This window comes from Streptomyces minutiscleroticus, assembly GCF_014650875.1.
Taxonomy (GTDB): domain Bacteria; phylum Actinomycetota; class Actinomycetes; order Streptomycetales; family Streptomycetaceae; genus Streptomyces; species Streptomyces minutiscleroticus.
The window spans coordinates 83,900-105,991 of sequence record NZ_BMVU01000032.1 but is presented as its reverse complement, the minus strand read 5'-3'; the positions used below and the strand labels follow the sequence as shown (position 1 = coordinate 105,991).

Sequence of the window (22,092 nt, the reverse complement as noted above, 5' to 3'; positions counted from 1 at the left end):
CTCGCTCTTCGCCCGCTTCGCCTCCCGCCAGGACGACTCGCCGCAGATGAAGATGATCGCCGCACTGCGCAACCAGTTCGGCGGCCACGCGGTCGAGAAGAAGTAATCCACAGCCTGGGGGCGGCGATCCCCTGAGCTCCCCGGCCGTCCACAGCTGGGGACAACCCGCGCGGGCCGGCCCCGGCCCGCGCGGACGAGCCAGAAGCACCACATTGGGGAGGTCGGCGAACGACCATGCACGTCACGCATCTGTCGCTGGCCGACTTCCGCTCGTACGCCCGGGCGGAGGTCCCGCTCGAGCAGGGAGTCACCGCGTTCGTCGGGCCCAACGGCCAGGGCAAGACGAACCTCGTCGAGGCGGTCGGCTATCTCGCCACCCTCGGCAGCCACCGCGTCTCCTCCGACGCCCCCCTCGTCCGCATGGGCGCCGAGCGGGCGGTCGTCCGGGCCTCGGTGCAGCAGGGCGAGCGCCGGCAGCTCGTGGAGCTCGAGCTGAACCCCGGCAAGGCCAACCGCGCCCGTATCAACAGATCATCGCAGGTCAGGCCGCGTGACGTGCTCGGCATCGTCCGGACGGTGCTGTTCGCGCCGGAGGACCTCGCGCTGGTCAAGGGCGACCCCGGGGAGCGCCGGCGCTTCCTGGACGAGCTGGTCACCGCCCGTTCCCCGCGGATGGCGGGCGTGCGTTCCGACTACGACCGCGTCCTCAAGCAGCGCAACACGCTGCTGAAGTCGGCCGCGCTGGCCCGCCGCCACGGCGGCCGCTCCATGGACCTGTCCACGCTCGACGTGTGGGACCAGCACCTCGCGCGCGCGGGCGCGGAGCTGCTCGCCCGGCGTCTGGACCTGATCACGGCGCTGCAGCCGCTGGCCGACAAGGCGTACGAGCAGCTGGCGCCCGGCGGCGGCCCGGTCGCCCTGGAGTACCGCCCGTCGTCGCCGGGCGTCGTCGGGCACAGCCGCGAGGAGCTGTACGAACAACTGATCACCGCCCTGGGCGAGGCCCGCAGGCAGGAGATCGAGCGGGGCGTCACCCTGGTCGGACCGCACCGCGACGAGCTGCTGCTCAAGCTCGGCCGGCTGCCCGCGAAGGGCTACGCCTCCCACGGCGAGTCCTGGTCGTACGCGCTGGCCCTGCGCCTGGCCTCGTACGACCTGCTGCGCGCCGAGGGCAACGAGCCGGTGCTGGTCCTCGACGACGTCTTCGCCGAGCTGGACGCGCGGCGTCGGGAGCGGCTCGCGGAGCTGGTCGCCCCGGGCGAGCAGGTCCTGGTGACGGCCGCGGTCGACGACGACGTGCCGGGCGTCCTGGCGGGGGTGCGGTACGCCGTGTCGGACGGGGCGGTGGAGCGCGTATGAGCGAGCAGCCCGACCAGTCGTCCGGACCGCAGCCGCCCAGGACGCCCGAGCCCTCCGGCGTCGACCTCGCCCGGGTCGCCCTGCGGGCGGCCAAGGAGCAGGCCCGCGCGCGCGGGGACGCCGCGCAGCAGAAGAGGCAGGCGCGCCGCGGCGGCCTGCGGTCCGGGGCGCGCGCCGACGGCCGCGACCCGATGGCGCTCGGCGCCGCGATCAACCGCCTGATCACCGAGCGGGGCTGGGAGACCCCGGCCGCCGTCGGCGGCGTCATGGGCCGCTGGCCGCAGATCGTCGGCGACGACCTGGCCCGGCACTGCGTCCCCGAGCGCTACGACGAGGAGGAGCGGGTCCTCAGCGTGCGGTGCGACTCCACGGCCTGGGCGACGAACCTGCGCCTGCTCGCCCCGCAGCTGGTCGCCCGCCTCAACGAGGACCTCGGCCACGGCACGGTCCGCCTGATCAAGGTCCACGGCCCCGGGGGTCCCACGCACCGCTTCGGCCCCCTGCGCGCCCCCGGAAGCACGGGCCCCGGGGACACCTACGGCTGACCTGACCCGCCGGTAGCTACGGGTTGACACCCCGAAGCGCTGAGTGCCGTCTGGAGCCTCTTGGAGCCCCGCTCCGCATATGGGGAGTCGGCCGAGACCGGTTCAGGGCGGCACATGCGGACTCAGGTACCGGCAAACCCCCATCACTGTCAGCGCTACCGGTAGACTGGAAGCTAATCCCGCCCCACTTGTGGGACACACCGAGCAACGCTGACTAAGGCTTACCAACGCAACACGCCGCAGCCGCTCCGGCACCTGCCGGGAGCCTGGTCTGTGCTGTGCCAGAAAGGGCGCTTCGTGGCCGATTCCGGCAACCCCAACGAGAACAATCCGTCCACCGCCGCCGTCGAGACCAGCGGGGGCACCCCCTCGTACGACGCCAGCGCGATCACCGTCCTCGAGGGTCTGGACGCGGTCCGCAAGCGACCGGGCATGTACATCGGTTCGACCGGTGAGCGCGGACTCCACCACCTCGTCTACGAGGTCGTGGACAACTCCGTCGACGAGGCGCTGGCCGGCCACGCCGACACGATCGACGTGACGATCCTCGCCGACGGCGGCGTGCGCGTCGTCGACAACGGCCGCGGTATCCCCGTGGACATGCACCCCGTCGAGAAGAAGCCGGCCGTCGAGGTCGTGCTCACCGTGCTGCACGCGGGCGGCAAGTTCGGCGGCGGCGGCTACGCCGTCTCCGGCGGTCTGCACGGCGTCGGCGTCTCCGTGGTGAACGCGCTGTCCACGAAGGTCGCCGTCGAGATCAAGCGCGACGGGTACCGCTGGACCCAGGAGTACAAGCAGGGCGTCCCCACGGCCCCGCTCGCCAAGCACGAGGAGGTCCGGGAGTCCGGGACCTCCGTCACCTTCTGGGCCGACGCGGAGATCTTCGAGACCACCGAGTACTCCTTCGAGACGCTGTCGCGGCGCTTCCAGGAGATGGCCTTCCTCAACAAGGGCCTGACGATCAAGCTCACGGACGAGCGCGAGTCCGCCAAGGCCACGGCCGTGGCCGACGAGACGGCCGCCGATGAGCAGACCCCCGAGGTCAAGACCGTCACGTACCACTACGAGGGCGGCATCGTCGACTTCGTGAAGTACCTCAACTCCCGCAAGGGCGAGGTCGTCCACCCCACGGTGATCGACATCGAGGCCGAGGACAAGGAGCGGCTGCTCTCCGTCGAGGTCGCGATGCAGTGGAACAACGGCTACAGCGAGGGCGTGTACTCCTTCGCCAACACCATCCACACCCACGAGGGCGGTACGCACGAGGAGGGCTTCCGCGCCGCGCTGACCGGCCTCATCAACCGCTACGCACGCGACAAGAAGCTGCTGCGCGACAAGGACGACAACCTCACCGGCGACGACATCCGCGAGGGCCTGACCGCGATCATCTCGGTCAAGCTCGGCGAGCCGCAGTTCGAGGGCCAGACCAAGACCAAGCTGGGCAACACGGAGGCGAAGACCTTCGTGCAGAAGGTCGTGCACGAGCACCTCACCGACTGGCTGGACCGCAACCCGAACGAGGCCGCGGACATCATCCGCAAGTCGATCCAGGCGGCCACCGCGCGCGTGGCGGCCCGCAAGGCCCGCGACCTCACCCGCCGCAAGGGCCTGCTGGAGACGGCGTCGCTGCCGGGCAAGCTGTCCGACTGCCAGTCGAACGACCCCACCAAGTGCGAGATCTTCATCGTCGAGGGCGACTCCGCCGGCGGCTCGGCCAAGTCCGGCCGCAACCCGGAGTACCAGGCGATCCTCCCCATCCGGGGCAAGATCCTCAACGTCGAGAAGGCGCGGATCGACAAGATCCTGCAGAACCAGGAGATCCAGGCGCTGATCTCCGCCTTCGGCACCGGGGTCCACGAGGACTTCGACATCTCGAAGCTCCGCTATCACAAGATCATCCTGATGGCGGACGCCGACGTCGACGGCCAGCACATCAACACCCTGCTGCTGACCTTCCTGTTCCGCTTCATGCGGCCGCTGGTCGAGGCCGGGCACGTCTTCCTGTCGCGTCCTCCGCTGTACAAGATCAAGTGGGGCCGGGACGACTTCGAGTACGCCTACTCCGACCGTGAGCGCGACGCGCTGATCGAGCTCGGCCGGCAGAACGGCAAGCGCATCCGCGACGACTCGGTCCAGCGCTTCAAGGGCCTCGGCGAGATGAACGCCGAGGAGCTGCGCATCACCACGATGGACGTCGACCACCGCGTCCTCGGGCAGGTCACCCTGGACGACGCCGCGCAGGCCGACGACCTGTTCTCGGTGCTGATGGGCGAGGACGTCGAGGCACGCCGCCAGTTCATCCAGCGCAACGCCAAGGACGTGCGCTTCCTCGACATCTGAGTCGGTCACGGCTGACCGCACCGGAAAGGACCATCACCCGCAATGACCGACGCAAACGTGCCGGGAGCCCCCGTGGCGGAGGGCGACGACGAGTCCGTCCTGCGCATCGAGCCCGTCGGGCTCGAGACGGAGATGCAGCGCTCCTACCTCGACTACGCGATGTCCGTCATCGTGTCCCGGGCCCTGCCCGACGTCCGTGACGGCCTCAAGCCCGTCCACCGCCGTGTGCTGTACGCGATGTACGACGGCGGCTACCGGCCCGAGAAGGGCTTCTACAAGTGCGCCCGTGTCGTCGGCGACGTCATGGGCAACTACCACCCGCACGGCGACTCCTCCATCTACGACGCGCTGGTCCGCCTGGCCCAGCCGTGGTCGATGCGGATGCCGCTGGTGGACTCCAACGGCAACTTCGGCTCCCCGGGCAACGACCCCGCGGCCGCCATGCGCTACACCGAGTGCAAGATGGCGCCGCTGTCGATGGAGATGGTCCGCGACATCGACGAGGAGACCGTCGACTTCACGGACAACTACGACGGCCGCTCCCAGGAGCCCACCGTCCTGCCCTCCCGCTTCCCGAACCTGCTGATCAACGGCTCGGCGGGCATCGCGGTCGGCATGGCGACCAACATCCCGCCGCACAACCTCCGCGAGGTCGCGGCGGGCGCCCAGTGGTACCTGGAGAACCCCGACGCCTCCCACGAGGAGCTGCTCGACGCGCTGATCGAGCGGATCAAGGGCCCCGACTTCCCGACCGGCGCCCTCGTCGTGGGCCGCAAGGGCATCGAGGAGGCGTACCGCACGGGCCGCGGCTCCATCACGATGCGCGCGGTCGTCGCGGTCGAGGAGATCCAGAACCGCCAGTGCCTGGTGGTCACGGAGCTGCCGTACCAGGTCAACCCGGACAACCTCGCGCAGAAGATCGCCGACCTGGTGAAGGACGGCAAGATCGGCGGCATCGCCGACGTCCGCGACGAGACGTCCTCGCGCACCGGCCAGCGCCTGGTCATCGTCCTCAAGCGCGACGCGGTCGCCAAGGTCGTGCTGAACAACCTGTACAAGCACACCGACCTGCAGACCAACTTCGGCGCCAACATGCTGGCGCTGGTCGACGGCGTGCCGCGCACCCTCTCCCTGGACGCGTTCATCCGCCACTGGGTGTCGCACCAGGTCGAGGTCGTCGTCCGGCGCACCCGCTTCCGGCTGCGCAGGGCCGAGGAGCGCGCACACATCCTGCGCGGCCTGCTGAAGGCCCTGGACGCCATCGACGAGGTCATCGCGCTGATCCGGCGCAGCGACACCGTCGAGGTCGCGCGCGAGGGACTGCGGGGCCTGCTGGAGATCGACGACATCCAGGCCAACGCCATCCTGGAGATGCAGCTGCGCCGGCTGGCCGCCCTGGAGCGCCAGAAGATCATCCAGGAGCACGACGAGCTCCAGGCGCGCATCCGCGAGTACAACGAGATCCTCGCCTCGCCCGTGCGCCAGCGCGGCATCATCAGCGAGGAGCTCGCCGCGATCGTCGAGAAGTACGGCGACGACCGCCGCTCCAAGCTGGTGCCCTTCGAGGGCGACATGTCCATCGAGGACCTGATCGCCGAAGAGGACATCGTCGTCACGATCACGCGCGGCGGCTACGTCAAGCGCACGAAGACCGACGACTACCGCTCGCAGAAGCGCGGCGGCAAGGGCGTACGCGGCACGAAGCTCAAGGAAGACGACATCGTCGACCACTTCTTCGTGTCCACGACGCACCACTGGCTGCTGTTCTTCACCAACAAGGGCCGGGTCTACCGTGCCAAGGCGTACGAGCTGCCGGACGCCGGGCGTGACGCGCGTGGACAGCACGTGGCGAACCTGCTGGCCTTCCAGCCGGACGAGGCGATCGCCGAGATCCTCGCCATCCGCGACTACGAGGCGGCGCCCTACCTGGTCCTGGCGACCAAGGGCGGCCTGGTCAAGAAGACCCCGCTGAAGGACTACGACTCGCCGCGCTCCGGCGGTGTCATCGCCATCAACCTGCGGGAGACCGAGGACGGCTCGGACGACGAGCTGATCGGCGCCGAGCTGGTCTCCGCCGAGGACGACCTGCTGCTCATCAGCAAGAAGGCGCAGTCGATCAGGTTCACCGCGACGGACGAGGCGCTGCGCCCGATGGGCCGTGCCACCTCGGGTGTCAAGGGCATGAGTTTCCGTGAGGGCGACGAACTGCTCTCGATGAATGTCGTCCGACCCGGTACGTTCGTGTTCACCGCGACCGACGGCGGCTACGCCAAGCGGACGCCGGTCGACGAGTACCGCGTCCAGGGTCGCGGCGGCCTCGGCATCAAGGCCGCCAAGATCGTGGAGGACCGCGGTTCGCTGGTCGGCGCGCTGGTGGTCGAGGAGACCGACGAGATCCTCGCCATCACGCTGTCGGGCGGTGTGATTCGTACGCGAGTCAACGAGGTCAGGGAGACGGGCCGTGACACCATGGGCGTCCAACTGATCAATCTGGGCAAGCGCGATGCCGTCGTCGGCATCGCACGTAACGCCGAGGCGGGTCGCGAGGCCGAGGAGGTCGACGCCGAGGGCGTCGACTCACCGGACGAGGCGGCCGCGGCCACCGGCACGGACGAGGGCACTCCGTCCCCGGCCGAGTAGCGCGAGGAGTGAGTCATCGTGAGCGGAGCCACGGACGCCGGACCGGCCGGTAGGGACACGGACGGCGGCCGTGGCTCCGCTGCGGGAGGCGACCACTCCCATGACTCTCATGGATCCCAGGGGGGAACTGTGACGGACACCCGAGGTCCGCAGACCCAGCAGTACGAGGGAGCGGCCCAGGGCTCGGCGCTTCCCGGCGAGCGGGAGCCCCGGCAGCAGGCGGGGCAGCCGTACCGCCCGCCGCAGGCCTACGCGACGCAGGAGGAGGCGTCGACGGGCACGGTGCGCCGTCCCCGCACGGGGGCGCGCACGGTGCCGAGGACCCGCAAGGCGCGGCTGCGGGTGGCCAAGGCCGACCCGTGGTCGGTGATGAAGGTCAGCTTCCTGCTCTCCATCGCGCTCGGCATCTGCACGATCGTCGCGGCCGCCGTGCTGTGGATGGTCATGGACGCGATGGGCGTCTTCTCCACGGTGGGCGGCACGATCTCCGAGGCCACGGGCTCCAACGAGTCCAACGGCTTCGACCTGCAGTCGTTCCTGTCCCTGCCGCGCGTGCTGATCTTCACCACGATCATCGCGGTCATCGACGTCGTCCTCGCCACCGCGCTCGCCACGCTGGGCGCGTTCATCTACAACCTGTCCGCGGGTTTCGTGGGCGGGGTCGAGCTGACGCTCGCCGAGGACGAGTAGGCCGGCCGCCGGGCCGTCCGCGAAGGCGTGCGCCGGGCCTCTCCGGAGGCCCGGCGCACGCCTTCGTCGTTCCCCGGACCGGTCCCGGACTCGTCCAGGGCTGGTGAGGGCAACCCCCGTGACCACCGATTTTGGGACTGGCCGCCTCGTGCGCTAATCTTCAGAGGTCAGCGCGCGGGACACACACCGCAGAGCGCGGCGGGGCTATAGCTCAGTTGGTTAGAGCGCATCCCTGATAAGGATGAGGCCACAGGTTCAAATCCTGTTAGCCCCACCAGCGAAAAGACCCCCGGTCCGACAGGGCCGGGGGTCTTTGACATCTACGGCTGACATCAGCCGATCAGTGGATCTTCCAGCAGCTCGGCGAGCATCGCGACGGCCTCCCGCTCGTCGGAGCCGACCACGTGCGTGTAGACGTCCATGGTCATGCTGATCTGGCTGTGCCGGAGGATCGCCTGAGCGACCTTGGGGTGCACCTTCAGGAAGGCGAGCAGGGTCCCGCAGGTGTGCCGGGCGAGCCGGACTGTGATCCGACGCACACCAGCCCGCTTCACCAGCCGGTCGAAGGTCCGGGAGAAGCCCACCGGGTCGATCAGTCCGCCACGCTCGGACGAGAAGACCAGATCCTGGCCCGGCTCCTGGTGCCAGGTGTCACCGACGATCTTCCGCTCCAGCTCCTGAAGCTCCCGCCGCTCCTCCAGAGCCCGGATACAGAACTCGGGCAGGGGGAGCACGGCCTGAGAGGAGTCCGTCTTGAGGTCCTTGAGGACCAGGCCGACGCCCTTGACCCGCTGCACCTGCTTGACCGGCGTGAAATGCCGAGCCTCGAAGTCGATGTCCTGCCAGCGCAGGCCCAGGACCTCACTGCGACGCAGGCCGAGCACCAGGACCAGGACGCAGGCCGCGTACAGGCGGTGCGCACGGACGGACCGCAGGAAGGCGATCGCCTCGCGCGCCGACCAGGCCGTGCCCTTGTCCTTGGCGACCTTGGGCATGTCGACCAGGAGCGCGACGTTGCGCGTCAGCAGTTCCTCACGAACGGCCCGGTTGAGCGCGTTCCGCAGGGTCCGGAGGACCTCGAAGCGCGTGGCCGCCCCGACCTCCTCCCGCCTCAGCACGGCCATGAACGTACGGATCTGTGCCGGTGTGAGCTTGACCAGGGGTTTCTTACCGAGATGCGGCAGCAGGTAGAGCCGGACCTTGGACTCGTACTTCACGTACGTGTTGTGCTCGCGCTCCGGCTCGACGATGTGCTCCAGCCAGTAGGCCAGCCACTCGCCGAGCGTCCACGACCGGGAGGGGACCGGGACGCCGTTGCGCTCCTGGTCCTGGAGCTTGCTCAGCTTCTCGGCCGCCTCGTCCCAGGTCGCGCCATAGACGTACTTCCGGACCCGGTTGCCCTCCGTGTCGGTGACGTACGCGGCCCCGTGATAGCGCCCGTCCTTGCGCTTGGTGATGGTCCCTCCGCCATTCGGCCGGCGCTTCGCCATCAGGCAGCCTCCCCCATCTGGCCGACGATGTAGTCGTGCACCGCGTTGTCGGGGATGCGGCGGCACCCGTCGACCTTGATGGAGACCAGGCGGTGCGTGCGGATCAGGTCGTAGACCTTGGTCCGTCCGACCTTGAGCCGCGCCATGACTTCCGGCACGGTCAGCAGCTCGACAGGTGCAGTGGTCATGCTTCGGCTCCTTCCATGGCCAGCAGGCCGGGTAGTTCCTCGCGAGCGAGTTCGCGGTTGTGCTGGATGTCGCGGCGGATGTTGGCGGCGAGCCAGGACTCGCCGGGGGTGTGGCCGTGCCCGGCGTAGGTCCAGTGGGCGAGGGTGAGCGTGGTCGCCTCTTCGTCGTCGGGGTCGGGCAGGCCGAGGGCTTGGCGTTGCTGGGCGGCGCGGTAGTCGGCGCGGACCTGGCGCAGGGCGCCGAGGGTGGTGGAGTAGCGGCGGGACTTGGTGGAGAAGTGGCCGCGAAAGCCGAGCATGTGGGCCCAGTCGCGGAGCTTGCGGTCCGGGTAGAGCGCGTGCAGGTCCAGGCAGGCGGCGATGAGCCGGGCGGGGTGGTCGGGCACGTCGAGCAGGACCAGGGCCTCTTTGCTGCCGATGCGGCGGTCGACGGTGCCGGTGGTCTCGGCGGCCTTGGTGGCGTACTTGGCGACGTAGGAGGCCACGGCCTGTTCGGTGATCTCCTCGCCGTCTGCGAAGGCGCCGATGGGCTGGACGTCGAGCTGGGTGCCCCAGCCGAGGGTGCGGGCGGGCTGGTCCCCGGCGGCCGGCACGTCGACGGCGACCCGGGCGGCGGCGGCTCGGATGGCGTGGGTGAGCAGGTCGAGGGTGGCCCAGGCCGGGGGCGGGGAGCCGGGGCCTTCGGGGCCGTCGAAGCGGATCACGGCGTGGAAGTGCACGGCCCCGCGCTTCTGGTACTCGGCGACCTTGCCGAAGGACACCCGCGACTGCTCGTGAGCAGCCTTCTGGGTGATCCCGGCCGCTCTGGCGATCTCGCGGCGCAGGTAGATCGTGAAGTAGCGCCACAGCTCGGAGGCGTGGTTGTTCCACAGCACCGCACCCGCGTAGTCATAGGTGGCCGGGTCCAGGGCGGTGCCGAGTTCGGGCGCGTCCTCGGGGTGGCGGGCCCCGCAGGCGCACGGCCGGTTGCCGGGCCGGTTGTGGACCCGCCCGAACGACGGCGCGGTCAGCGTGGCGAAGACTCGCGGGTGATCCCGGATGGTGTCGGGGGTGCCCTTGGCCGGGCCGCCGACCAGTCCGGCGCGGATGAGGTGGTAGGTGTCGCCCGCGTAGGTCCAGGCGCAGGAGGGGCAGCGGGAGGCGCGCCGGTTGCCGCAGGCCACGCGGAGGCGTCCGCCGGGCTCGGTGTCGGTGGAGTAGGAGTGCAGGACGTGCCGGGTCTTCTTGTCCCGGACGACGACGGAGCCTTGCAGGTGGATCGGGTCGGAGCAGCCGCCGGTACGGCGGATCTGCTCCTGGATGCGGTCGAAGCCGTAGGACCCGGCCAGCCTCAGCACGTCGGTGAGGGTGGCCGGGTCCAGGCCCGCCATGGTGGCGGCGTCGTTCACGTGGTCACCGGCCCCAACGGCGCTTCTGCGGGGTGCTGGCGTCCTCGCTGGTCGGCCCGGACAGGTCCTTGGAAGGGCGGCCGCGCCGGGGCAGAGGCGTGTCCTGTCCGTCGTGCAGATTGTGGGCCTTGACGGTCTTCTTCAGGCGGTCGTACTCGCCGTCGATGCCCTCGTAGTGGAGGCGGTCGACGCCGAGGCATCAGACGCTCACCTCCTGCTGGCGCACCAGGCGGGTGCCGGTGCCCTTGCAGGCCGGGCAGGGGACGCGGAGGGTGGCGCGGGTGCCGTCGCGGTGGCGGGTGCCGGTGGTGATCGTGACGGTGGCGAAGCCGTCGCAGTCGCGGCAGATCCGCAGGGTCGGGGCGTGCTGGGGCATGATGGGGCTTCCCTTTCGGGTCCGCTGGATCAGGAATGGGTGCAGGCGCCCGGAGCGGCGGATACTTGGCGGTAGAGGCCACTCCGGGGGCCGTCAGCGTCGGCGGTTGCGGCCGGGGCGTGGGATGGGCGGGATCGAGTCGTAGGACTCCTGACCGGTGCGGAAGTCGCTCAGGTCGGTCACGTCCTTGTCGTTGCCGACCTCGCGCATGATCCGGTTCATGGTCCGGCGGTCGTTGTGCCGGTGGGCGATCGCGTAGTCACGGCCGAGTTCGACCATGCGCTCGTCACGGGCGGGTTCGTCGTTGTTCTTGCGGCTGAAGAGACCCATGTCAGTGCTTCCTTTCCTGGTTGACCATGGAGCGGAGGACGACGGCGCAGACGGCCACGGACGTAGCGGTGATGGCGACGGCCAGGAGCATCGAGACCAGGACGGCGCCGACGACCAGGACCACGGCCCCGCCACCGGCGGCGAGGGCGAGCGCGCTGCCCGGGGTGAGCTGGACGGTGGGCCGGGTCGACACCGCAGCCGCGGGGACCGGGGCCGGAGCGGGTGCGGTGGGTGCCGGCACCTCGGCGGCCGGGGCCGGGGCCGGAGCGGTCGCGGGCGGGGCGGTGGTCTGGGGCGGGTACTTCGGGGTGAACACGGGTGGTGTCCCTTCGGTGGGTTACTTGACGACCGCGCCGATGGCGGGGCCGAGGATGCTGTCGGCGACGAGGTAGCCGCCCAGGAGGAGCACGGCGACCAGCCACCAGGGCGGGCGGACGAGCTTGATGCCGAGGAAGCCGACGACGAGCAGGGCGAGCCAGAGCGGAACGTCCACGAGATCGATCTCCTGTCAGGCCTTGCAGCGGTGGGTACGGGCGGCGAGTTCGGCGGCGGCGCGGCTGTCGTAGTCGGCGGAGAAGCCACAGCGCGGGGCGGTGCAGGCGGCGGTGTGCTTCTCCCGGCCCCGGCCGTCGTAGGAGGTGCCGACCTGGACGGGGCCGATGCGGGTGACGGCGCGGAAGCGGCGGTAGGCGGTCACGGGTGATCTCTCCTTCCTGGTCAGGTGAGCTGGAGTTCGGCGGTGATCGCGTCGGTCATCGGGGCGGGCAGGCCGAGCCGGGCGGACAGGTCAGCCGCGGGCATCGGCGAGCCGGTGGCCGCGCGGTGGGCGTCGGCGAGCTTGCGAGCGTGATCGAGCAGGGCGGCCGGGACCGCCGGAGCGCCAGCCGGGGGCTTCGCCGGTGCCGGAGGCTCAGGGGGAGCCGAGGCCAGTTCCGGCACCGTGGGCGCCGGTTCGGGAGCTGGGGCGGGTTCGTCGGTGCGGTGCATCTCGACTTCCGGCGCGGCCTCTTCCTCCTCCACCACGGGAGCGGGCGGAGCAGGCTTGTCGGCGGGCGAGTGCACCAGGAGCGTTCCGCCGAGGAAGGCCAGGGCGGGCCAGCCTGCGACGAGGATGCGCAGCCAGGCCGGGACGGCGTTCAGGTCCAGGAGTCCGGCGGTGGCGATGTTGGCGCCGAGCGAGGCGGCCAGGGCGATCACGAACCAGGTCCAGGCCGAGCGGTCCCGACGGACCGTGCGCAGCCGACGCCAGGCGGCGACCAGCAGCAGGTCTACGGAGACCGGATAGGCCCAGGCTTTCCAGCCGGTCTGTCCGGCGGCTTCGGCCAGGTCGTGCAGGTGGGCGAAGGACAGGGCTCCGGCGATGACGGCCTGGACCAGGACCGCATCGGGGCGGATCGAGCGGGTCATGAAGGGCACCTCCCTTCGAGGGGTTCAGTCGGTGACGGGGTGGGGCTTGACCAGCGAGGGCCCGGCGGCCGGCACCTCGGCAGGGACGAAGGGCCGGAAGGGCTTCAGGGCGGGCAGGTCCGGGATGAGGTGGGCGAAGGCCCGGCAGACCGCGGCCACTTCTTCGCGGGAGGTTTCCGGGGTGCGGATCTTCGACCAGCCGCCCGAGGAGTCCGCCGCCACCGCGGTGCCGGGGCGTTCCATCGGGATGAGGCTGGCGACCGGCACCGCGTCCGGGGCGATGTCGGCGAGGCCCATTTCGGCGGTCTGCTTGTCGTTGACGCGGTGGACGACGCGGCCGGTGAGCTGGGCGCGGAGCATGGTGGCGCCCTTGCCCAGGTCGGAGCCGAAGCGTTGCCCGCAGATCTCCAGGTAGATGCCGACCGCGCGGGCCATCTGCGACAGCCGGATCAACGCGGTCACGATCTGCTCCCGGCGTTCCTCGTCCTTGCGCGAGGAGATCAGGAACAGCTCGGCGACCTCGTCGACCAGGACCACGACCGGCACCGGACGGGTGCCGGCGGGCAGCTCCCACAGGTCGGAGACGCCGTGGGTCTTGAGCAGGTCGAAGCGGTCTCCCATCTCCGCGACCAGCACCGCCAGCAGGGAGGCGGAGTCGTCCGGGGTGGTGGCCAGCGCCGACAGCCGCGGGGCGTAGGCGCTCTGCTCGACCCCGCGCTTGCAGTCGATGCCGACCAAGGCGACCGGCAGTTGAGCGAGTCCTTTGATGAGGTTGCGCTGGTACATGGACTTGCCCGAGTGGTTCGCGCCGAGGGTGAGCGCCATCGGGGCCTTGCGGTAGTCCCGCTCGAAGGCGGTGCCGTCCTCCCGCAACGCCACCGGCACCACCAGGTCCCGCGGCCGGGCCTTGCGCGGCATCCGCACCCGGCGGAGTACGTCGTAGCCGGTCATGCGCAGCTCGACGTATCCGGGCTTGGTCTCCGCCACGGTGACCGAGTGCACGCCCCAGGCGTGACGCAGCCGCTCCGTGGTGGCGATCAGGTCGGCGGGCTCCAGCCCGGCCGGGAGGCGCAGGGTGACCCGCAGGCCAGTGGAGGTGCCCCGCACCCGGCGGATCTTCGGCGGGACCGGCTGCACCTCACGGCGGGCGACGTTGCGGGTCATGAACGCCCGCAGGCCCGAGGGCTGCACCGTCAGCCCGCACACGTCCATCGTGGAGCGGTAGGAGAGGGTGAAGCGGCCCCAGGTGACCGGCAGTCCGACCAGCGACCAGTACACGCGCGGAGCGCGCACCTTGGCGTAGCCAAGACCACCGGCACCCGCGAGAGCTCCCGTGGCCTCCAGCCACAGCGTCAGGTCCGCCATGATCAGGCCGCCGGAGTGATCGCGGCCGCACGGAACGAGATCCCGTGCCGCTTCTGACCGTTGAACTCGTTCTCCCAGTCCCGTGCCTTGAGGCCGTGGACCTTGACCGGCATGCCCGGCGTCAGACCCTCGGGGTAGCCGTTCTCGGGGACGGTGACCTGGTAGAGGTTGCCCTCCCCCTCGTCCGAGACCAGCAGGCCCACCGTCGACAGACCCACGGCGGGGTTGTCCCGGTCCATGGCCCGCTCACCCGTCTTCTTGTTGGCCATCTTCGGTTCCGGCGCAGTCGCCACGAACACCACGGCAGTCGAAAGGTCGATCTTGAACGACGGCATGAGCACATCCCTCACTCATAGGAGATCGCCCCGTGCGGCCTCTCTAGACATCTTCATTGGAGCGCACTTCTTTAGAGAGGTCGGGAGAGATGTATAGAGATGTTGACGAAGCCGGATTGCGGCTAGATGCACGGGACGGGGGGCCGTGGGTACCCACTAGGCTGTCTAGAGAAGAGAGGAGGGCTCGGAATGGCCAGCACCGACAACGACCGTCGGCCGAAGTACCAGAAGATCGCGGACTCTCTACGTGAGGCGATCCAGTCAGGCGAGTACGGCTCCGGTGATCGGCTTCCGGGAGAGAACGAGCTGATGGCCACCCATGGTGTGGCCCGAATGACAGCCCGTCAGGCCCTGAGCGTGCTCAAGGATGAAGGCATCGCCGAGTCCCGCAAGGGTGCCGGCGTGTTCGTACGAGACTTCCGCCCCCTGAGGCGTCGAGGTATCCAGCGACTCTCCCAGGAGCAGTGGGGAAACGGCCGGTCCATCTGGTCCGCCGACATCGAGAACCGCACTCTTGAGGTGGACCAGGTCAGGGTGTCCGAGGAGGCCGCGCCGGAACACGTCGGACTGGTCCTGGACCTGGCCGACGATGACAGCGTGTGTGTAAGGCGCCGCCGGTTCGTCCTGGATGGGAAGCCCGTCCTGCTCGCCACGAGCTACCTGCCCACTTCCGTGGTGGCGGGCTCAGCGATCACCCAGGAGAACACGGGGCCAGGCGGGACGTACGCCCGACTTGCCGAACTCGGCTACAAGCCCGTGCACTTCCGCGAGGAGATCCGCTCGCGCATGCCCACGAGGGAAGAAGCGGCACAGCTGAGCATCTCCGCGGGCACGCCGGTCATCCTCGTTTGCCGGACCGCGTTCGCGGACGACGGTCGCCCCGTCGAAATCAACGAGATGACCCTGGACGCTGCCTCTTACATCCTGGAGTACGACTTCGACGCGTAGGCCAGCGGAGCTGTTACAGATTTCTCTACCTCATCAAGCCCGGCTCCGCTCCGCTCCGCCGGGGCGTGCTCCCGGCTCCGCCGCCCTCCGCGCTCCTGCCTCCGGCCCGCGCTGCGGGCGCTGCGCCGACGCACGCCCACGAGTGGAAGGGGCCGGGCTATGGGTGGCGAGCACCGCACGATCGAGGCCGCGGTCAGAGCCTGTGCCTCCGGCGGGGGGATCGGCCGGCACCGGGATGGAGGGGCCGCCGTTGCCGAGCGCGGGCACGTTGTGGCGTGCGCGGGGGAGCTCCCATCCCGTCCGCCGTCGACCCAGGCAGAGCCGAGCAGACGCGGCCCAGGGCGTCCAGGTCGTTCGTACAGTGGCGCGCTCCACCTGGACGCCCTGGACCACGCCCGCTCCACGGTGTGTGGGTCGACGGCGGACGGGATGGGAGCGGGGGTGAGTGGTGGGTTGAGGGTGATGGGTGCCGACCGTCGTTCGTACGGACCGTGAAGGATTGTTATTCCATGCGGATCACGCGCCACGCACCGTCCTGCCGGTCCACCAGGAATCTGGTGTAGCCGAAGGGATTGGCGCCCAGGCGTACGGTGTGCTGCGTTCCCCGCTTCTCCGCTCTGGTGTCGTCGTCGGTCAGCTTCATGACCGCCACGGCTTCGCGGTCCGCAGCGGTCAGTGAGTCGGCCAGATCTCGTACGGCGGAGGGGCAGCCATCCTTTCCCTGCTGGGTGGTCAGGGCAGTGGCAGCAGGTTTTGTCAGGAGGTCACAGGCCTCTGCTCCGTCTCCTCGGCCGAGCGCATGCAGCAGCGTGTTGGCGGCATTGGTGGCTGCGTCTTCATCCGCCTGGGCTTCCCGGCCAGACGGTATGACGAACACAGTGAAGGTGATGCCGAACACGACGACCAGGACACCAAGGATGATGAACGTTGCAGCGTGATCGCGGTTGCTCATGGCGCGGAGCCTATGAGGTAGTACAGGTCGTGAGCGCTGTCTTGGCTATGTCAAGGGAGCCATGCGCCGCTGACATCAGTTCCTGACACCAACAGAGACGGACAGCGGCGGTCGACGCCGAATGCCGTTGGACGATCGGTCAAGGCACACAGCAGGTTGCCCGACGTCGCAGCCTCCCCATGATCGACCTGATAAGGATGAGGCCACAGGTTCAAATCCTGTTAGCCCCACCAGTACGAAGGCCCCCGGTCCAGCAGGACCGGGGGCCTTCGGCGTATGCGGCCGTGGGCGGCCGGTGACCGCCGGGCGGCGTCACCGGCCGCCCGGTGCGGGCGACGGCGGGCCCCCGGGCCGGGAGGGCGTCGGGGGCCTGGTCCGATGCTGTCCGGTGTCCGTCCGTTCCTGTCCGCGCGGGGCGCGGTGTACGCAAATCCATCAGGACGACGGGACACCGGGACGACAGGGCGTCGAGGGCGCGCGAGTGCGTGCGCGTGCCGGGTGCCGGGTGCCGTACGGGGACGCCGGGCGCCGTACGGGATGCCGGGAGGCGGGCTCCGGACCTGCCGGGGAGGCGCGGACGCCGGGGACGCCGGCCGGACGCGCGGCGGGTCTGTCCGTCGCCGGGCCTCAGCGCCGCGGAGCGGTGCCCTGGCCGGCCGACGGGATCCGTACGGGCAGGTCGGCCCGCGCGGGGAGGACGTGCGCGTCGGCCGGGCCCGCCGGGACGAACCACCCCTGGGGCTTCGCCGGCGCCGGCAGGATGTGCGCGTCGGCCGGGCCCGCCGGGGCGGGCAGGACGTGCGCGTCGGCGGAGGGCTCCGGAGCGGTGTCCCGGGCGGGGCCGTCCGAAGCGCCCGGGCCGGTGGTCCCGCCGGAACCCTTGGCGGGGGCGCTCGGCGGCGCGGCCTCGGCGGAGCCGTGGGAAGCGCTCGGGGACGCGGCACCGGCCGGTCCCGCGGAACCGGTGGAGCCGGCGGGCGCCTTCGGAGCGGAACCGGCGGGCGTCTTCTCCGCCGTGGCCCCGGTGGAGCCGTGGGAGGCGCTGGGGGACGCGGCGCCGGCGGCGTCCTTGGAACCCTTGGAGCCCTTGGACCCCGCGGACTCCTTGGAGCTCTCGGGGCTCTTGGAGTCCTTGGAGTCCTTGGAGGCGGGCGGCGTGTCCGCGGCCGGGGACCCGCCCGAGTCGGCCACAGTGTCCGCAGCGGCGGCTCCGTCGGAGTCCGTCGGCGCCGGGTCGTGCCGGTCCGCCGGCGGCCGGTGGCGGCAGTTGGGGGAGGAGCCGTGGGCCTCGGCGCGGATGCGCTGCTTCATCGTGGGAGGGAGTGAGTGGGTGGCGGGCCCCGTCCGGTGCGGCATCGGCGCGGCGGCGGCCTCGGGCAGCGCCTTGCCGTCGCGGGCCGGCTCGCACTGCGGCGCGGACCCGGCCGCGGAGGCCGTGGTGATGAGTCCGAGCGCGGTGCACAGCGCGACGAAGGCGGTGACGACCGCGGACCACAGTCTCATGACCTTGTTCTGGGCCATGACCCCTCACTTTCGGTTGGGCGATTTGCGTACTTTCCTCATGATGTGTATGGCCCTCGGGAAGTGGTGGACCGACGCCCGTGGCGCGTCGATGTTCAGATGAACACCACTCGGATGGGGGTAGAGGACCCCGAAAGGCAGCGAAGAGCGGAGGTTGTCACGGTGTGTTGCGAATCGTCACCATGTGCTCGCCGCCGGGGCGCCCGCTTCTACTGCGGTGCGCCGGGCGGGAGTTGCGGCCCGGAGCAGGTCACCGATCGGTATCGGTCGGTGTGTATAGTCGGGCGCCAGAAGTCCCCTACGTCAAGGAAAGACGAGGTCGCGCGGTGAAGAAGCTTCTCCTGGTCGCACTGGCCGCCATCGGCGGGCTCCTCGTGTACCGCCAGATCCAGGCGGATCGCGCCGAGCAGGATCTGTGGACGGAGGCGACTGACTCCGTGCCCACGGGTTCGTGAGGACCGACGACAGACTCGGTAGGGACCCCGGCCGCCCGAGCGGCCGGGGTCCTGCGTTGTCCGGGGGCGCCCGCACGGGGCCCGGCGGGGCGCCTCCCGGCGGGACACTGTCCCGCGAAGGCGCGCGGGGTCGAGGGACCGAAGCGGGGATGGCGCGCCGGACGCCGGGGCAGGATGGTCCGTGCTCCGCGGACACGGACAGGTGCTCCGTGGGCGACGGCGGGGCGCAGGCGGCCCCGGACGGCGGTGCCGTCGCCGGTGACGCCCGCGGTGGCGGCCGGGCCGGCCGGGGTGTACGGCGCGTGGCGCCGACGACGAGGGGGCGGAAGACATGGGGTGGCGGCGCGGCCGTGCGGTCCTGGCCGGAGCGGCGGCGCTGTGCGCGGTCGCCGCGCTCCCGGGCCGTTCCCCTGCGGCGACCCCGCCGGATCCGTACGCATTCGCCACCGGCGCGCCTCGCGTCGACGGCGCCGGCGGCACCGCAGACGCCGTGCCGCTCGACCCCGGCAGGACCTACCGCAGCTCGGTCGGCGGCGACGGGGCGGCCTACTACCGCCTGCGGCTCGACGCCACGTCCACCGCGTACGTCTCCGCCACCGCCGTGCCCGCCCCGGGGACCCGGGTCGCCTTCTCCGACGGCCTCAAGGTGTCCGTCCAGGACGCCGACGGCCACAGCTGCTTCTCCGGGGACTCCGGGCAGGCGCGCTTCGGGCCGACCGAGAGCCCGCGTCCCCTGACGGCCTGGGCCTCGCGCCGGATCGGCCCCGGCGCGTACTCCTGCCAGACCGCGGGGACGTACTACGTCCTCGTCGAGCGCGTCGGCGAGGCGAGCTCCTCGCCGGACGACTGGGATCTGGAGCTGCGGTACGTGTCGGAGCCGGGGCTGCGGGGACCGGTCCCCACACAGGCGCCCGAGACCTGGGACTCCGCGTCGCCCGAGCCGGTCGACGGGACCGCCCGCACGCGCGGGGCGGGCGCGGGCTTCGAGGACGCGAGGGCGCTGGGGCGGGGCGTCTGGAGGACCGACATCGCGCCCGGCCGGACCCTCTTCTACCGCGTCCCGGTCGCCTGGGGGCAGCAGGTGCACGCCACCGCCGAGCTGGCGAGCGCGAGCGGCGGCGACGGCTTCCTCGGCAGCGCCCTGGTCATGTCCCTGTACAACCCGGCGCGCGCCTTCGTGGACGACGCGGGCACCGGCTACGACGGCCGCCAGAAGTCGGCCTCGCTGAAGCCGCTGCCCGCGGTCGCCTACGAGAACCGGTACGCGGCGAGCGACCGGGTCGGCGGGATGCGGTTCGCCGGCTGGTACTACCTGACGGTCCATCTGGCCGAGGCGACCGCCGGGAAGTTCGGCGACGGGCCGTTCGGGCTGACGCTGCGCGTGCGGGTGGACGGCACGGGCCGCACCGGTCCCGCGTACGCGGGGAACGCCGCGCCGCAGGGCGTCTTCGAGGTGACGGAGGAGGACCTGGAGGACGCGTCGGACGGGACCACGGCGTCCGGCGCCGGTGACGGCGGCACGACCACGGCGGACGGCGGTGACGGCGGTGACGGTGCCGCCGGCGGGAGCACCGCGATGAAGCTCGTCGCAGCGAGCGGCATCGGCACGGGGTCGCTGCTGGTGCTGGGGCTCGTGGTGTGGACGGTGGCGGCCCGGCGGCGGACGGGCGGCTGACGGGCGGTCGACGGCCCGTCACCGGCCCTCGGCGGCTCCTCAGATCCGGGTCAGCGCCCAGAAGCCCACGGCGTAGCAGACCAGCGCGAGCAGCAGGACCGGGACCGCGACCTTCGCGGGCGGCCCGGGGCGCCGCCGCACCGCCCGCCCGGCCCGGTGCCGGGCCGCCGGCTGCGGTACGGGCTGCCGCACGGGCGCGGACCGGCGCTCCAGGGCGGTGTACGAGGCGGTGGAACCGTGCGCGGAGAGCCGTCGCGCCTCGGTGGTCGCGGTGGACACGGCGCCCCTGAGCGGGGCGGGGAGCGCGGACGGCGGTCCGGCGGCCCCCGGCTCCGTTCTCGCCTGCGGCGCGGGCGCGTACGGCGGCCGGTGGGCAGGGGATCCGGGACGGGACGGATGCGCGGCGGGGGAGGGACCGGCCGCGGACGGCGCCCCGGCGGAGGAACCGGACGGCTGCGGCGGCGGCAGGTGGAAACTGCCGGTGTCCGACATCGTGGCCGGCGGCGGAGGCGCGGGAGCGGTGCCGGGCCTCGGCGGTACGCCGGTGCCCGCGGTTCCTCCGGCCCCGCCGGGCCCCGAACGCGACGAGGGCCCACCGGCGTCGGCCGACGAGGGCGCACCCGCGGCGCCGGCACCGGGAGCGCGGGGGCCGGACCACGGCACGCCCTGAGCGGGCGGGGACGAGGGCGGGGGCGGAGCGTGCGGCCCGGACGCCTGCATCGGCGCAGGCGGCGCGGCGGCGGGCGGCGCGGACGCCGGGACGGGCGTGTGCGACGACGGCGTGTGCGGCTCGGACGCCGTCGGCATCGGTGCCCGTGGAGCGGGCGTGTGCGGCCCGGACGCCGGCATGGGCACAGGCGTGTGCGGCGCGGGCGTGTGCGACGACGGCGTGTGCGGCTCGGACGTCGGCATCGGCGGGTACGGGGCGGACGCCGGCGGTGCCGGAGGCGCGCTCGGGGGCGAGGGTGTGCCCGGGGACGAGGGCGCGATGGCGGGGCGTACGGCGGCCTGTGCCGTGCCGCCGTCGCGGGCCCGGCGTCCCGGCACCGTCTCGTCCTCGCCTCTGAGCGGCCCTTCGGGGGCGAACCCCGGTGGCAGCGGTCCGAGCTGGTCGAAGATCTCGATCTGCTCGTCGTCGACGCCCGGAGGGGGCAGCAGTTCGACGGCGGACGCGAGCGCCTTGCGTGCGCCCGTGGCGGTGCGGAACCGCGCCCGCGGGTCCGGCTGCAGCAGGGCCGCCACGACCTGCCACAGCGGCTCGGGAACGCCCTGGGGAGCGCCCGGCGTGCCGTGGGAGGCGAAGTGCTCCACGAGGGCCCTGGCGTCGGGTTTGGCGCCCTCCAGCAGGTAGAGGGCGACCAGGCCGACGGCGAACAGGTCGGCGGGGAAGTCCGGTTCGGCGCCCAGCATCTGCTCGGGGGCCAGATAGCCGGGCGTGCCCACCACGTAGTCCGTCTCCGTCAGCCGGGGCTCGCCCAGCCGCGTGGCGATGCCGAAGTCCGACAGGCGCAGCCGGGGGCGCGCGGTGCCGGTGGCCTCCAGCAGGATGTTGGCGGGCTTGATGTCGCGGTGCACGACCCCTTCCGCGTGCACGGCGGCGAGCCCGGACAGGAGCTGGTCGAGCAGGGTGCAGACGTAGGCGGGCGGCAGCGGGCCGTAGTCCCCGACCAGGTGGACCAGCGATCCCCCGGCGACGAGGTCCATGGTGAACAGGACCTTGTCGTCGTCGGCGGCCCAGCTGGCGGGCGCGAGCACGTGCGGGTGGTCGATGCGCAGGGCCTGCTCCCGCACGAAGCGCAGCAGCGCGTGCGCGTCGCTCTGCTGGAGCACCTTGGCCGCCACGTAGCGGCGCCGCCGGTGGTCCCAGGCGCGCCAGACCGCGCCGACCCCCCCGCGTCCGATCGGGTCGACCAGTTCGTACCGTCCGGCGAAGACCTCACCCATGGCCGTGCGTCGCTCCCCAGGTCGTGCGTCGCTCCCCTGCGGCGGCCGGCCTCCCCTCCGGGCGCCCGCCGCGCGGCCCTGCCGGCCCCCGTGTCCCCCGTACGAGCCCTCCGGCGGCCCGGCTCACGACGGGACCGTGGCGGC

The 22,092-nt window shown here is 71.7% G+C and carries 22 protein-coding genes, 1 tRNA gene and 1 pseudogene; 10 read left to right on the top strand and 14 right to left on the bottom strand.

Annotated elements, in window-relative coordinates:
* The 7 genes and pseudogenes from IE271_RS26735 to IE271_RS26705 all read left to right on the top strand — a co-directional run.
* A pseudogene (locus IE271_RS26735) lies at window positions 1-106 on the top strand (6-phosphogluconate dehydrogenase); the annotation flags it as partial.
* A 128-nt stretch (window positions 107-234) separates the two neighbouring features.
* Window positions 235-1,359 (top strand): DNA replication/repair protein RecF, encoded by a 1,125-nt coding sequence (recF, locus tag IE271_RS26730; protein ID WP_190192988.1) that lies wholly within the window; start codon window positions 235-237, stop codon window positions 1,357-1,359.
* Window positions 1,356-1,904 carry a DciA family protein gene (locus IE271_RS26725; RefSeq protein ID WP_190192987.1) on the top strand — a complete coding sequence of 183 codons (549 nt, stop codon included), beginning with the start codon at window positions 1,356-1,358 and terminating at the stop codon, window positions 1,902-1,904. Before recF ends, IE271_RS26725 begins: the two co-directional genes overlap by 4 nt.
* Before the next feature lie 273 nt (window positions 1,905-2,177).
* A complete protein-coding gene (gyrB, locus tag IE271_RS26720) occupies window positions 2,178-4,244 on the top strand; it encodes a DNA topoisomerase (ATP-hydrolyzing) subunit B (protein ID WP_190192986.1) in 2,067 nt (688 codons plus the stop codon).
* Between the two features lie 42 nt (window positions 4,245-4,286).
* Window positions 4,287-6,884, top strand: coding sequence for a DNA gyrase subunit A (gene gyrA / locus IE271_RS26715; protein WP_190192985.1), 2,598 nt, complete (start codon window positions 4,287-4,289; stop codon window positions 6,882-6,884).
* 18 nt (window positions 6,885-6,902) lie between these two features.
* A complete protein-coding gene (locus tag IE271_RS26710) occupies window positions 6,903-7,574 on the top strand; it encodes a DUF3566 domain-containing protein (protein WP_190192984.1) in 672 nt (223 codons plus the stop codon).
* A 200-nt stretch (window positions 7,575-7,774) separates the two neighbouring features.
* Window positions 7,775-7,851, top strand: a tRNA-Ile gene (locus IE271_RS26705).
* Window positions 7,852-7,906: 55 nt separating this feature from the next.
* Here IE271_RS26705 and IE271_RS26700 read toward each other — a convergent pair.
* The 11 genes from IE271_RS26700 to IE271_RS26650 all read right to left on the bottom strand — a co-directional run bounded on the left by IE271_RS26700 (window position 7,907) and on the right by IE271_RS26650 (window position 14,453).
* The gene (locus tag IE271_RS26700) at window positions 7,907-9,064 is read right to left on the bottom strand and encodes a tyrosine-type recombinase/integrase (protein ID WP_190192983.1); all 1,158 of its coding nucleotides are present in this window, start codon (window positions 9,062-9,064) and stop codon (window positions 7,907-7,909) included.
* A complete protein-coding gene (locus IE271_RS26695) occupies window positions 9,064-9,252 on the bottom strand; it encodes a helix-turn-helix domain-containing protein (RefSeq protein ID WP_190192982.1) in 189 nt (62 codons plus the stop codon). Before IE271_RS26695 ends, IE271_RS26700 begins: the two co-directional genes overlap by 1 nt.
* On the bottom strand, window positions 9,249-10,640 hold the full coding sequence (gene repSA, locus IE271_RS26690) for a replication initiator protein RepSA (protein WP_308435217.1): 1,392 nt from the start codon (window positions 10,638-10,640) through the stop codon (window positions 9,249-9,251). The genes IE271_RS26695 and repSA overlap by 4 nt, the downstream gene beginning before the upstream one ends.
* A gap of 199 nt (window positions 10,641-10,839) precedes the next feature.
* Window positions 10,840-11,016, bottom strand: a complete 177-nt coding sequence (locus tag IE271_RS26685) for a hypothetical protein (RefSeq protein ID WP_190192981.1) — start codon at window positions 11,014-11,016, stop codon at window positions 10,840-10,842.
* Window positions 11,017-11,109: 93 nt separating this feature from the next.
* On the bottom strand, window positions 11,110-11,346 hold the full coding sequence (locus tag IE271_RS26680) for a hypothetical protein (RefSeq protein ID WP_190192980.1): 237 nt from the start codon (window positions 11,344-11,346) through the stop codon (window positions 11,110-11,112).
* 1 nt (window position 11,347) lies between these two features.
* The gene (locus tag IE271_RS26675) at window positions 11,348-11,662 is read right to left on the bottom strand and encodes a SpdD protein (RefSeq protein WP_190192979.1); all 315 of its coding nucleotides are present in this window, start codon (window positions 11,660-11,662) and stop codon (window positions 11,348-11,350) included.
* 21 nt (window positions 11,663-11,683) lie between these two features.
* On the bottom strand, window positions 11,684-11,839 hold the full coding sequence (locus IE271_RS26670) for a hypothetical protein (RefSeq protein ID WP_190192978.1): 156 nt from the start codon (window positions 11,837-11,839) through the stop codon (window positions 11,684-11,686).
* Between the two features lie 15 nt (window positions 11,840-11,854).
* Window positions 11,855-12,043: a mobile element transfer protein gene (locus tag IE271_RS26665; protein ID WP_190192977.1), complete on the bottom strand. Its 189-nt coding sequence runs from the start codon at window positions 12,041-12,043 to the stop codon at window positions 11,855-11,857.
* Window positions 12,044-12,063: 20 nt separating this feature from the next.
* Window positions 12,064-12,753: a DUF2637 domain-containing protein gene (locus tag IE271_RS26660; RefSeq protein WP_190192976.1), complete on the bottom strand. Its 690-nt coding sequence runs from the start codon at window positions 12,751-12,753 to the stop codon at window positions 12,064-12,066.
* Between the two features lie 24 nt (window positions 12,754-12,777).
* Window positions 12,778-14,118, bottom strand: coding sequence for an FtsK/SpoIIIE domain-containing protein (locus IE271_RS26655; RefSeq protein ID WP_190192975.1), 1,341 nt, complete (start codon window positions 14,116-14,118; stop codon window positions 12,778-12,780).
* A 2-nt stretch (window positions 14,119-14,120) separates the two neighbouring features.
* A complete protein-coding gene (locus tag IE271_RS26650; RefSeq protein ID WP_190192974.1) occupies window positions 14,121-14,453 on the bottom strand; it encodes an SCO3933 family regulatory protein in 333 nt (110 codons plus the stop codon).
* Window positions 14,454-14,642: 189 nt separating this feature from the next.
* Here IE271_RS26650 and IE271_RS26645 point away from each other — a divergent pair, with 189 nt between their 5' ends.
* Complete coding sequence (locus tag IE271_RS26645) at window positions 14,643-15,401, top strand: GntR family transcriptional regulator (protein ID WP_190192973.1); 759 nt, start codon at window positions 14,643-14,645, stop codon at window positions 15,399-15,401.
* Window positions 15,402-15,903: 502 nt separating this feature from the next.
* Here the strand turns inward: IE271_RS26645 and IE271_RS26640 are convergent.
* Both IE271_RS26640 and IE271_RS26635 read right to left on the bottom strand, forming a co-directional pair.
* A complete protein-coding gene (locus IE271_RS26640) occupies window positions 15,904-16,353 on the bottom strand; it encodes a hypothetical protein (protein WP_190192972.1) in 450 nt (149 codons plus the stop codon).
* 627 nt (window positions 16,354-16,980) lie between these two features.
* On the bottom strand, window positions 16,981-17,874 hold the full coding sequence (locus IE271_RS26635; protein ID WP_190192971.1) for a DUF6344 domain-containing protein: 894 nt from the start codon (window positions 17,872-17,874) through the stop codon (window positions 16,981-16,983).
* 326 nt (window positions 17,875-18,200) lie between these two features.
* On the opposite strand from IE271_RS26635, the gene IE271_RS42315 reads away from it, so the two are divergent.
* Window positions 18,201-18,329 (top strand): DLW-39 family protein, encoded by a 129-nt coding sequence (locus IE271_RS42315; RefSeq protein WP_003999697.1) that lies wholly within the window; start codon window positions 18,201-18,203, stop codon window positions 18,327-18,329.
* Between the two features lie 331 nt (window positions 18,330-18,660).
* Window positions 18,661-20,004, top strand: coding sequence for a hypothetical protein (locus tag IE271_RS26625; RefSeq protein WP_190192970.1), 1,344 nt, complete (start codon window positions 18,661-18,663; stop codon window positions 20,002-20,004).
* Between the two features lie 39 nt (window positions 20,005-20,043).
* Here the strand turns inward: IE271_RS26625 and IE271_RS26620 are convergent, their stop codons facing one another.
* Window positions 20,044-21,948 carry a serine/threonine-protein kinase gene (locus IE271_RS26620; RefSeq protein WP_190192969.1) on the bottom strand — a complete coding sequence of 635 codons (1,905 nt, stop codon included), beginning with the start codon at window positions 21,946-21,948 and terminating at the stop codon, window positions 20,044-20,046.
* Window positions 21,949-22,092 lie beyond the last annotated feature (144 nt).

Coding starts and splice junctions, on each gene's coding strand:
- IE271_RS26725 (WP_190192987.1), top strand. CDS start 1,356: ATGAGCGAGCAGCCCGACCAGTCGTCCGGACCGCAGCCGCCCAGGACG.
- gyrA (WP_190192985.1), top strand. CDS start 4,287: ATGACCGACGCAAACGTGCCGGGAGCCCCCGTGGCGGAGGGCGACGAC.
- IE271_RS26635 (WP_190192971.1), bottom strand. CDS start 17,874: ATGGCCCAGAACAAGGTCATGAGACTGTGGTCCGCGGTCGTCACCGCC.
- IE271_RS26695 (WP_190192982.1), bottom strand. CDS start 9,252: ATGACCACTGCACCTGTCGAGCTGCTGACCGTGCCGGAAGTCATGGCG.
- IE271_RS26620 (WP_190192969.1), bottom strand. CDS start 21,948: ATGGGTGAGGTCTTCGCCGGACGGTACGAACTGGTCGACCCGATCGGA.
- IE271_RS26625 (WP_190192970.1), top strand. CDS start 18,661: ATGGGGTGGCGGCGCGGCCGTGCGGTCCTGGCCGGAGCGGCGGCGCTG.
- IE271_RS26685 (WP_190192981.1), bottom strand. CDS start 11,016: ATGCCCCAGCACGCCCCGACCCTGCGGATCTGCCGCGACTGCGACGGC.
- IE271_RS26655 (WP_190192975.1), bottom strand. CDS start 14,118: ATGGCGGACCTGACGCTGTGGCTGGAGGCCACGGGAGCTCTCGCGGGT.
- IE271_RS26700 (WP_190192983.1), bottom strand. CDS start 9,064: ATGGCGAAGCGCCGGCCGAATGGCGGAGGGACCATCACCAAGCGCAAG.
- IE271_RS26640 (WP_190192972.1), bottom strand. CDS start 16,353: ATGAGCAACCGCGATCACGCTGCAACGTTCATCATCCTTGGTGTCCTG.
- recF (WP_190192988.1), top strand. CDS start 235: ATGCACGTCACGCATCTGTCGCTGGCCGACTTCCGCTCGTACGCCCGG.
- IE271_RS26650 (WP_190192974.1), bottom strand. CDS start 14,453: ATGCCGTCGTTCAAGATCGACCTTTCGACTGCCGTGGTGTTCGTGGCG.
- IE271_RS26660 (WP_190192976.1), bottom strand. CDS start 12,753: ATGACCCGCTCGATCCGCCCCGATGCGGTCCTGGTCCAGGCCGTCATC.
- IE271_RS26645 (WP_190192973.1), top strand. CDS start 14,643: ATGGCCAGCACCGACAACGACCGTCGGCCGAAGTACCAGAAGATCGCG.
- IE271_RS26680 (WP_190192980.1), bottom strand. CDS start 11,346: ATGGGTCTCTTCAGCCGCAAGAACAACGACGAACCCGCCCGTGACGAG.